Annotated in this window: 6 protein-coding genes; 3 read left to right on the forward strand and 3 right to left on the reverse strand. The window is 36.6% G+C overall.

The genetic code is table 11. The features are described 5' to 3' along the window. The first annotated feature begins 43 nt into the window (after window positions 1-43). From AADJ06_RS07705 to AADJ06_RS07715, 3 genes are all read left to right on the forward strand, one after another. A complete protein-coding gene (locus AADJ06_RS07705) occupies window positions 44-673 on the forward strand; it encodes a response regulator transcription factor (protein ID WP_341225846.1) in 630 nt (209 codons plus the stop codon). Beyond that, the gene (locus tag AADJ06_RS07710; RefSeq protein ID WP_341225847.1) at window positions 670-2,517 is read left to right on the forward strand and encodes a tetratricopeptide repeat-containing sensor histidine kinase; all 1,848 of its coding nucleotides are present in this window, start codon (window positions 670-672) and stop codon (window positions 2,515-2,517) included. The genes AADJ06_RS07705 and AADJ06_RS07710 overlap by 4 nt, the downstream gene beginning before the upstream one ends. A 185-nt stretch (window positions 2,518-2,702) precedes the next feature. Continuing rightward, window positions 2,703-4,871 carry a B12-binding domain-containing radical SAM protein gene (locus AADJ06_RS07715; RefSeq protein WP_341225848.1) on the forward strand — a complete coding sequence of 723 codons (2,169 nt, stop codon included), beginning with the start codon at window positions 2,703-2,705 and terminating at the stop codon, window positions 4,869-4,871. Here AADJ06_RS07715 and AADJ06_RS07720 read toward each other — a convergent pair. The 3 genes from AADJ06_RS07720 to AADJ06_RS07730 form a co-directional block, all read right to left on the reverse strand. Further along, on the reverse strand, window positions 4,868-5,233 hold the full coding sequence (locus tag AADJ06_RS07720; protein WP_341225849.1) for a LytTR family DNA-binding domain-containing protein: 366 nt from the start codon (window positions 5,231-5,233) through the stop codon (window positions 4,868-4,870). The genes AADJ06_RS07715 and AADJ06_RS07720 overlap by 4 nt on opposite strands. Window positions 5,234-5,326: 93 nt before the next feature. Continuing rightward, window positions 5,327-7,552, reverse strand: coding sequence for a hypothetical protein (locus tag AADJ06_RS07725; protein ID WP_341225850.1), 2,226 nt, complete (start codon window positions 7,550-7,552; stop codon window positions 5,327-5,329). A gap of 89 nt (window positions 7,553-7,641) precedes the next feature. After that, a complete protein-coding gene (locus AADJ06_RS07730; RefSeq protein WP_341225851.1) occupies window positions 7,642-11,205 on the reverse strand; it encodes a hypothetical protein in 3,564 nt (1,187 codons plus the stop codon). Window positions 11,206-11,226: the final 21 nt, after the last annotated feature.

Consider the following 11,226-nt stretch of genomic DNA (forward strand, 5'->3'; position numbering starts at 1 on the left):
TGAAGTTTAATTATTAATTACATTGTTTAATTAAGCGTTAATAATGCTCCGACTCAGCCTCGTAGATGACCATGAAATCTTTCTTAAGGGTCTTAAAAGCCTACTCGCAAGTAAGGCCAATATTCTTATTCGGGATACTTTTAATTCTGGAAATGCCCTCTTAGAAAAACTTCCTCTTCAAGATACCGACGTACTTCTATTAGACCTACAACTACCCGATATAGAGTCGGAGCTTTTGCTCAAAAAAATAAGAGCTAAACAGCCAGACCTAAAAATTTTATATTTAACCTTAATTAGAGGAAATCGATATTTTAATAAACTTAGCAAAATTGGTTTTCAGGGATATATACTAAAAGATAGCCCAATAGAAATTCTTCATGAAGCCATTGAAAAAGTAGCGGCAGGAGAAGAGTATTTTGGAGAAAGATACAGCAATAAAAACAAGGTAAATACCGCCACCACTCCCGAAACACAAATCTTAAACTTACTAAGCCTCCGGGAAATAGAGGTTTTAAAATTAGTAACACAAGAGCTTTCTAGTGCCGAAATCGCACAGCGATTGTTTGTCTCTGTAAGTACTATAGACAGCCACAGGAAGAATATCATGGTGAAACTTGGGGTTGACAATATTGTAGGTTTGATAAAAATTGCGGTCAATAATGGATTGATATGAGAATACTACTACTCCTATTTGCATTAACTAGTCCTTTGATGGCTTCCGCTCAAAAAATTGACATTGCGTATGTAGATAGTCTGATCTACTTCACGCAGTATTTAGGTATGGATGAGTCAAAAGCTGATTCATTGATTTTGATGGCTGACCAAATTGAAGAAAAAGGTTTTGGTATAGATTATAAACTTGGTGCCATTTACGGCTATAGATTTAAAGGCTGGGCTTATGATTATAAGGGCGATTACGATAAGGCAATTGCCTTTATGCTTAAGTTTTTAAAGGTGGCACAAGAAGAAGGTTTTGAAGATGAAATAATAATGGCTTACGGCGATTTGGGAGGTCTATATTCATTTATGGATAGGCATGAAGAGGCTAAAAGTATATTCTTAAAGGCTATTCAAGACGAAAACTTTCGTAAAAAACAACCGCGACGACTTTCTACATTTTATAACAATTTAGGGAGTACCTATAATCAACTGGGTAAAAAAGACAGTGCATTGGTCATGTATAAAAAATCTTTGCAACTGAAAGAAGAAACTGGCGACAGCCTTGGAATGCTAAACCTAAAGACAAACCTATCCTCGTTTTTAATTCAAGAAAACCAATTAAAAGACGCCGAGAAACTCATTTTAGAGAACATTGCTTTTTGTAAACTGATTGACAAAAAAGGAGACCTCTGGCACAATTACATTAACTTTGGTTCACTCAGAAACAAGCAAAAAAGATTTAAAGAGGCCGAGCAGCATTTGTTAAACGCCAAAGCAATAGCCGAAGAATTAGACAATGACCCTTTTAGAAAAGAGAGTTTCCAGGCCTTGGCCGTTAATTACGAACAGCAAGGACAATTTAAAAAGGCCCTTGCCATGGAACAGGCAACAAAAGAGGTTTCTGAGAAAATCTTAAATCAAGAAACCAATGACAAGATTAGCGAGCTACGCGAAACGTATAACTCGGAAGAAAAGGAGCGAGAAAACAAGCTTCTTAACCTAGAGCTCTCTGCTAAGCAAACCCAACAAAATCTCCTCCTACTAGGACTATTACTAGCAGCCCTTTTCTCAGGACTTATTGCTTTTTCGCTGCGAAAAAACAGAATTAAGAATCGCCAACTAGCTCTTCAAAACAACTTAATAAATCAACAAAAAGACAAGCTTACAGAGCTAAACGAAGAGAAAAATTCACTTATCAGTATAGTTTCGCATGATTTGAGAAGCCCATTTAACAGTATTGCCCTTTGGAATAATATATTAAAAGAGAATTTAGAAGGCTCGCCTTTAAAAGTAGCCGAAGCTACGGAGATGATAGGCAAAACCGCAAGCTATGGGCAGCAGATGATTGATAATATTCTGGACATAGAAAAAATAGAAATCAATACGCATCAGCTTGACTTATCGGAGATTGACCCCATAGAGCTAAGTACTTCTCTGATAGATGACTTTGCCCCTGCGGCATCTGGAAAAGGCATTAAAATTAACTTTAAATCTGAATTAGATGAAAGCCAAAGAATAGTTACCGATGCATCTTTACTTAGGAGAGCTCTGGAAAATCTTATTTCAAACGCCTTAAAATTCTCTCATCCTAAATCTAAAGTGGAAGTACTTTTAGTCAAAAAAAACGAGAACCTTCTTTTTAAAATCAAAGACTATGGCGTAGGTATTCCCATAACTGAGCAAAGTCAACTTTTTACTAAATATGGACAAACCTCCGCATCTCCTACTTCTGATGAAAGCTCTTCTGGGCTTGGTCTAAGTATTGTCAAAAGAATAGCCGAAGAGCTAGGAGGGACTGTTTCTTTTGAATCCGAATTAGGAAAAGGCTCGGAGTTTGTATTTTCTTTAAAATACTAATAGATAAATGTTTGTCATGATTTTGGTTCAAAATCCCACCAAAAGAAATGACTTACATTACTAAATGATGCCATTAACATTTGGCTCCTCTAGGCTATTTTGTCAAATCTTAGTTGGTCTCAGGTTTTTGAAAATAAACGGTTTAAAACCCCGTACTTTGCTCAGCAATTTACTTACATCAAGATTTGAAAGACCTTTTACTCATAACGCCTCCTTTTACCCAGCTAAATACACCCTACCCTGCCACGCCTTACATTAAAGGCTTTTTAAACACAAAGGGGATTTCTGCATTTCAGATGGACTTGGGCATTGAGGTTATTCTAGCCTTATTTTCAAAGGAAAACTTGGAGAGTATCTTTGAAATGGCTTATGAAAACGACAGTATTTCTACCGAAAATGCTGAGCGTATTTATTGCCTTAGAGAGGAATATCTAAAAACGATAGAAGAAGTTATTCCTTTTTTGCAAGGGCATAGCCAAACTTTTGCTAAGCAAATTTGTACCGAAAACTTTCTTCCGCAAGCCAGCCGGTTTGAGCAAATCAATGATTTGGAATGGGCTTTTGGTAGCATGGGCGACCAAGACAAAGCTAAATACCTAGCCACCTTATACTTAGAAGACCTTTCTGACTTTATAAAAGAATGTGTAGATGAGAATTTCGGATTTAGCAGATATGCAGAAAGGCTAGGGAGAAGTGCGAATGCCTTTGACGAGCTTTACGATTACCTCCAAGGCGAACTAACACTGATAGACGAAGTTTCTCTGGATATATTGGAACAAAGAATTCAGGAACTTGCACCTAAGCTTATCTGCTTTTCGGTGCCATTTCCTGGCAATTTATATAGTGCTTTTAGATGTGCTCAGTACATCAAAGAAAACTATCCGAATATTAAAACCGCCATGGGTGGCGGCTTTGCCAATACAGAATTAAGAAGCGTAAAAGACAAAAGAGTTTTTGAGTTTTTTGATTTCATCAGTTTGGATGATGGCGAATTGCCTTTAGAACTTTTAAGTCAACATGTTTTAGCGAAACAAGAAAAACTAGAACTAAAAAGAACCTTTCATTTAGTAGAAAACGAAGTTACTTATACCAATAACAGTCCGAAACCAGATTATAAACAAGCACAGGTAGGAACCCCAGATTATAGCGATTTATGGCTTGATAGCTATATTTCTGTAATAGAAATAGCTAACCCAATGCATAGTCTGTGGAGTGACGGCCGCTGGAATAAACTCACCATGGCTCATGGCTGCTACTGGGGAAAATGTACTTTCTGCGACATTTCATTAGACTATATCAAACTTTACGAACCTATAGCCGCCAAAATTCTGGTAGACAGAATGGAAGAGCTAATAGAACAAACTGATGAAAAAGGATTTCACTTTGTAGATGAAGCTGCTCCGCCAGCATTAATGCGTTCATTGGCTTTGGAGATTCTGAAACGGAAATTGGTGGTAACTTGGTGGACTAACATCAGATTTGAAAAGAACTTTACCGCCGACCTCTGCAAACTTTTAAAAGCGTCTGGCTGCATAGCTATTTCCGGCGGTTTAGAAGTAGCTTCCGATAGACTTTTGGCTCTGATAGATAAAGGGGTTACGGTAAAACAAGTAGCTCAAGTTACACGAAATCTTACCGAATCGGGCATTATGGTGCACTCCTACCTTATGTATGGGTACCCTACCCAAACTGTTCAAGAAACCGTTGATAGTTTGGAAATGGTGCGTCAAATGTTTGAATTAGGTATACTCCAATCAGGTTTTTGGCACCAGTTTGCCTTGACAGCACATAGTCCTATTGGGCTAAATCCTGAGGCTTTTGGTATAGTACCAGACCTTAAGGAAATCAGTTTTGCTAATAATGATGTTCAGTTTTCTGACAGCACAGGTATAGAGCACGATAAGTTTAGCTTTGGGCTAAAGAAATCGCTCTTTAATTATATGCATGGCATCTGTTTTGAATATCCACTGCAAGAGTGGTTTGAGTTCAAAATTCCTAAAACCACTGTTCCAAAAAACTTAATTGCAGATGCTCTAGATGAGCAAGGTGACTTTCTCTCAAAACCGAATGGCAAGATAGTTTGGCTGGGCACTGAGCCTTCGGTATTTCAGAAGAATGCTAAGAAACTAAAGTTCCTTTTTCATACTAAAACGGATGCCTTTGAAATAGATTTTGGCATAGCGAACGGGAATTGGCTATTAACTAAACTAGATGATTTAAAGCCAGAAAGTGGCAAACTAATAACCCTACAAAACCTCAAAGATGACTATGAAAAACAGTACGAAAACTTTGAGCTATTCTGGTACTCTAAACCTATTCAAGTGATGCGAGAGAATGGGCTACTGGCTCTTTAGTAAGTGAATGTGTGGTTATCTATTAAATCAATATCCCGCTGGATTGACAAATTCAGCATATCATTTATTCTTCTTTTGGACACTTTCATTAAATCATTATTATTTAGCCTTACTCGCATTTTACGGCCATTTCTGTACAGTGATTTCACACAGCTCATATTGACCACTGCTCCTCTGTCGGTTCTGTAAAAACCATGGTCGGTAAGCCGTTCTTCTAATAAACCAATGGTGGTGGCCACCAAAACTTCCTTTCCACTCCTGAAGTAAATTTGTGTGTAATTTTCCCTGGCTTCTAGTTTTAATAAGTCTTGGGGCTGTGCAAAAAGATGCCCGCCAATCCTGATTTTATGTATTGTTTCCATGCTCTTAAACTTTTGATAACCAAAGTTCAAGAAATATTTAAAACGAAAACATCGTGTAAATGGGGGTTTATTGACCGTAAAATGGAAGAATAATCAAAGACCATTTCTAACATCTAGTATAGAACCCAACTCTGTGTCAAATACAGCCCCCGTATCAATTTCGATTTTGTTAGCTGTTCCGTGGTGGTCATTAAATAAATTCAGCGTTTCGCCAGCGGCCACCTGAATATTAGAACAATAGTCTGGATAAGTATTAGTACTCCAATTAGCACGTTCAAACCAATTATCATTTAATCCATTATGGAATACTACCTCGTCATAACTATCACATACCGGTGGGCTGCTGAGTACATTGACTTTAACCACTTTTTCACAAAAAATATCAGGCCATTTTATTTTAAAATAAACCGAAGACGTGCTCAAATTAGAATTGACTATTAACAAATTATTGGTAGAATCAAACGTGGCAAATGGTGCAGCTAAAGTAAGATCTGTATACCACGTTGAATCTATTGAAAAGTTACTAGTTATGCTTTTAGACATTATAGGGGCATAGGTAATATTTTCTAACAATGGATTGTAAAAAGGATTAATAACCAACCCTTTAGATGTATTACTATAGAATATCTTTCTTATTCTCCCATGCGAATTATAAAAACCATTATTTATTATAACACCTAGATTATCCACACCGCCAATGCCAAAATGTGCAATAGAACCATTGTTTTCTATACTCCCATTAACTTCATTTCTTATTGCAAAATGATTTACCAGAGTAGCACAAGAATCGTTTATAAACTCCCCTTCATTTTTAAAACCAACAACCTCCTTATGAGTGGTTCTAAAGACTACACTACCCCTATTTAAGAAACTAGACCAAGTTTTATGATTATGCAGAGCTGGAACCTCTGTAGAGACATCAACTAATAGGCTGCCATTATTAATGATGGTGGCTGAGTTTTTTATGCAAGTTTCAAATAAGTCAACATTTGAAATTTCAATTTGTTCCGAACTTTTGTTTAAAATACTTCCGCTAAAATTATATATCCCTATATCTCCACCTAAATCACTGATTTTAAGGAGTCCTTTGTTTTCAAAAAGTGCATCTGATGTCAACTGAGCGAAGCCTTCTCCGTACTCACTTTTACCAAAGAAAAGCTCTCCCTCGTTTATAAAAGTTTTTTCATTTAAAAAGCCTATTAAAGCCCCCTCTATTTTAACACTGGCGTCAACATTATTCTCAAATAAATCCGTGTTAATTATAGCAATCATATAGCGATGACATTCCGCTTCAATAAGTCCATTATTTACAAAAGAGCTCTCATTTCTTATCATAGTATAGACATTTACTACAGTTGAGTTCATACTATCACTGAGTATTAAACCATTAGAATAATTGATGAAATCTCCTTTATTTAAAATACCATCATTATTTATGCAGGATATATATAATGAATCATAATTGTAAAAGTCAGCGAGGTTTTCCATGGCGGGTTCTGTTAAACTTCCGAGAAGAAGCGTTCCTTTGTTTTCGAAAAAACCATTATTTCTAACCCCGTCTTTTGAAGATATCCGCCCTCCAGGTTTATTAAAAATTTCAGCAGAGCTATTTAAAAAATTATCAATACCTCCTCCCGAATTATTGACCGTTTGAATCTTATTTTCATTTTCCAGCCTTCCCGTTATAATCAAAACACCGGTTGAGTCTGAATCCATTATTTCAATCCTTCCTGTATTTTTTAAGTAAGCCGGATCATAAGAACCAAGTAGCTTTATACCTATTTCTGAATTAATTACTTGTATATAACCCCTATTATCAAGACTATCCTCTACGAGTACGCCACTATTGGTAGCATTTGAAATATAAACTTCTGCATTAACTCTGTTCACAAAAGTACCATAGCTAGAAATTCCATACACCCCACCATCAATGCTTATTGAACCTCCAGAGGTATTTACAAACCTACCTGTTAGTGCAACATTTAGTATTCCATTTGAAATAAATATATCACCGTAATTAATTATTTCGGAAGAATAACCAGAAGACGCTATCAAAGAGCCATCTTGAAGTTCCAAACTACCGGTAGATGCAACAATTAATTTAGTTTGAACCTGAACAGACTTTGCCTCTTCAGATGTACTTATTTCAACAGAGCCAAAGGCTATAATTGCATTATCATCAGTGCCAGGCTTTACACCGCCAGACCAATTAGCCTCGTCGTGCCAACTAAATCCATCTCCACCGCCGCCCCAATAAATATCAGCAGCCAATAATTCAGCCGTAAAAAATGAGAATGCTAAGAAAAAATAATACTTCATCCTACAAGGTTTTTAATAAACAAATTTCCAAAACAGCACGACATCAAACCATCGTGTAAATAGTGATTTACACACCTTTAATTGAAAAACTATTCGTACGGAATTACATTCACTTCCATTACAGAGCCATATTGAAATTCAAGAAAACTGCTTTGCCCTGCCTGTGGCTCAAATTCCAATGTATTTAACTTAGCTTTATAAAGAGATGGTACGTAGACATCATTAAAACCACTTAATACAACTTTATCACAGTAATCGGGAGCTCTATTGCCTCGCCAGGTCGTGTGGTCATTCCAGTTGTAATCTACCTTTGGCCGGAGAATTTTAGTCACAATAGGTTGGGGACAAACAGAAATCTGTTTATGCGGTACTCCTAAAACTATAGGGTTACTTCCTGATAAATTCACCTCTAGAAAAAGACTATCGGCCGCATTTGCATTGGCATTTGGTGTGAAATAATGATCTGTTTGATGCCAAACCCCTGCTGAGGTGGCCATAGCTCTATCAACATACCAATCATTACTAATTGGCAATGAGCCAGGCTCTGTATAATTAATATTTATGTTTTCGCGAATGTCTTCTGAAATATTACCGTAAAAAGGCGATGCAAATAGGCCTTTGTTCCAAATAGGAAAGCCAAGGGCATCGCCATCGTTAAACTTGGTATTTCTGAATTGGTTTCCATGATCTATTATCACCCCTAAATTAATCATGGTATTAGTACCTGAAATCGATGAAACAGAGTCAGAAAAGTATTCCAAAATTCCCTCATTGGTTCCAACAAAGGAATCATGGTCTAAAAGAATTTGACCGTTTGTACTATTGGTTCCAGATGTCATAATAAAGGCCAAACTTCCACAGCCCCTTAAATCTAAATGGCCATTATTTATAGCAGCCCCGCTGAAGGATACGCAAGATTTGGAATTAACACTTGTCATATTCCCATTATACGTGGTGGGGTTACTGACATTGGAATGATAAAGTAAGGCTGAGGTATTTCTGGTGTTGTTTTCAAAATGAATATTTGAACCTAAGGTAGATGTAAACAAACCTAAATTATAAATACCTCTTGTGTGGGCATCTCGAAGTAATATTTCGCCAGTATTTTCTAAGGAACCGCTGCTCAGCACATTCATAAGTCCCACACTGCTTTCTTCGGCTCCATCTAAGTCTAAATACCCATTATTAATAAAGCTGCTGTTTTCTACCCACACACCATGCATTCCTTTGAAACTTTTTACCCATAGGGAATCATTATTTGTCAGAGTTCCGCCTATCATTCTTATTCCTGCATCAGAAATATGATTTAGTCTTATTAAGCCGTCATTTGTCAATTGACCAGATTCCATTCTTATTCCGTCGCTGTCTAAAATTGAGCTAACCTCAGAACTATCAATTAAGATTTCACCTCCTGCCTGATTTACCAAAACGGGATTAAGCCCCTCTAACCAAATGGCATCAGAAATCCCGTTTTTCATTTTAAGTAGACCGCTATTTGTCAGCGTACTATTATCAGAAATTAGAATGCTAGTTTCACCGTTTAATAGCATACTTCCGTCGTTTTGAAATAAAGTCCCAGCCGAAATACTATTAAGCAAACTGTCAGATTGGAACAAAGCCCCAACAGAATTAATGAAAGTACCTGAATTCTCTATTCCAATGTTTCTTACCTTATTTAAGACTAGCGTGTCTTCATTAATAAATGTTCCCGTATTAAGAATGCCCTCTGCCTCACCAGAGCCCTCTATTCTGAAATAGCCTTTATTATTAAAAATTGACTCATTATTAAATAGAGGAATGTTTCTTTGATAAGTATCAAAATAAACCATGTCAGTTCTGCCATTCAGGGTCATTTCACCTGAATTTTGAACAACATATTCTCCAAAATTTTGAGAAAAATCAAGGTTTAAAAAGGCTTCATTTCCACTAACAAAAGAGCCCAAATTATTGATATTAACTTCTCTAGTTTCTTTAATGTTTAAAGAATCATTGAAGAAGAAGTATCCCTCATTTTTAATATTTTCAGTGTTTTGCCACATGGTGTTCATCCCAATAGTTCCGTCAGACTTGAAGCTCCCTTTACCTTGATTCCAAATTCCGATAGTATTTCCTAGGCCAGATGAAACACTTTGCTCAAGAAGCATCTTACCATTATTGATAAAATAACTACTATCAGTGCCAATACCGTTATTAAGAATAAAAGCAGTGCTACTTTGTTTTATCCATATGTCACCGTTATTAGTGAAGGTATCTCCATCTGTCTCGTTTTTAATACCAAAAACAGCATTGTTTACTTCTACATTACCCTCATTAACAAACTCTTGCGTATTTTTAAACCCAAAACTACTAGCACTTCCATTTGTTGCGGTAATCAAAATTTCACCGGTACTTAAATTATAAAATTCACCCTGATTATCAATTCCATTTTTACAATCTTCTAAATGGATATGCCCATTGCTGTGGAAATAATCATAGTTTTTTATGGCAGTCTCCGACACATCAAATGTTAGTGAATCACCATTTAATTCAAACCGCCCTTCATTAATTATCCCATCTTTTCCAGCCAAAAGTCCCGTTCCAGACCACAGCACTTTTCCGTAAGAATTGTTTAAGAGCACATCACATCCTACGTTCAAATCAAGCGTACCTGTATTTACTAATAAACTACTGTCTGACACCGAGCCTATGTTGGCAAATTCTAGGGAATCTGCCCCTGTAAAAAGTGCTGTTCCACTATTAACAAAACCTGCAGTGTTCTGCTCGTTAAAAACGCCAAACTCAGTTCTTACCAAAGCGTATATTTCACCATCATTCACAAAAGACCCACTGGAATATACCGCTGAGCTACCACCCAAAGCAGAAGGCGTGATATCGTAAATTTTCAAATATGCTCCTGTGGTATTAGTTAAAATCCCTGTATTATATATGCCATAAAGATTGACATTATTAATATCCAGATACCCTTCATTTATGAATACGCCATTATTCTCTATCGCGGTTAACATACTAATTCCATAGCCGTCAATTATCAAAGTATCTGAACTGGAAAAATTACCATTATTAATAATTCCATCAATATCTGCGTCTATCTCTATTTTGCCATTGTTTTCAATACTTTGATTATTCTGAATAGCTAAAGAATCTGCATCAATTTCTAAAAGGCTACCTGTTTTCAAATCCAAATCGCCATTATTATATACAGCCAATCCATAAATACTAGCGGCTATGTCTACCACAGCACTGGCATAAACGAACATATCCGTTCTCCTTAGGCTTAAAGCAAAATTTCTATCCGAACTAGAGATATACAACTTCCCTTTTACATCCACTTCAGATTGCACAAATTCCACCGCACTGAGTGTATCACCAGGTGCAGCGGAGGAATGAATTACCGACAAAGTATAAGTATTATCAATGGTGAGTCTGCTACTTTTTAACCGTAAAGTACCAATAACAAAACTTGAGTTAATCTTGACACCGTTTGCTCCATCAATAATAACATCATGATTTATATTTCCACCAGGAGGCGTCCCCCCTATCCAGTTAAGACTGTCTTCCCAGGAAACTCCATCACCACTACCACTCCATTCAAAAGTTTGAGCACTCGCAAAAGAGGAGAGTAACAAGGCACAAAAAACTAGCATCTTTTTCATAATCAAACTTAGCAAAACTAG

The organism is uncultured Arcticibacterium sp. (assembly GCF_964021845.1).
Lineage (GTDB): Bacteria > Bacteroidota > Bacteroidia > Cytophagales > Spirosomataceae > Arcticibacterium.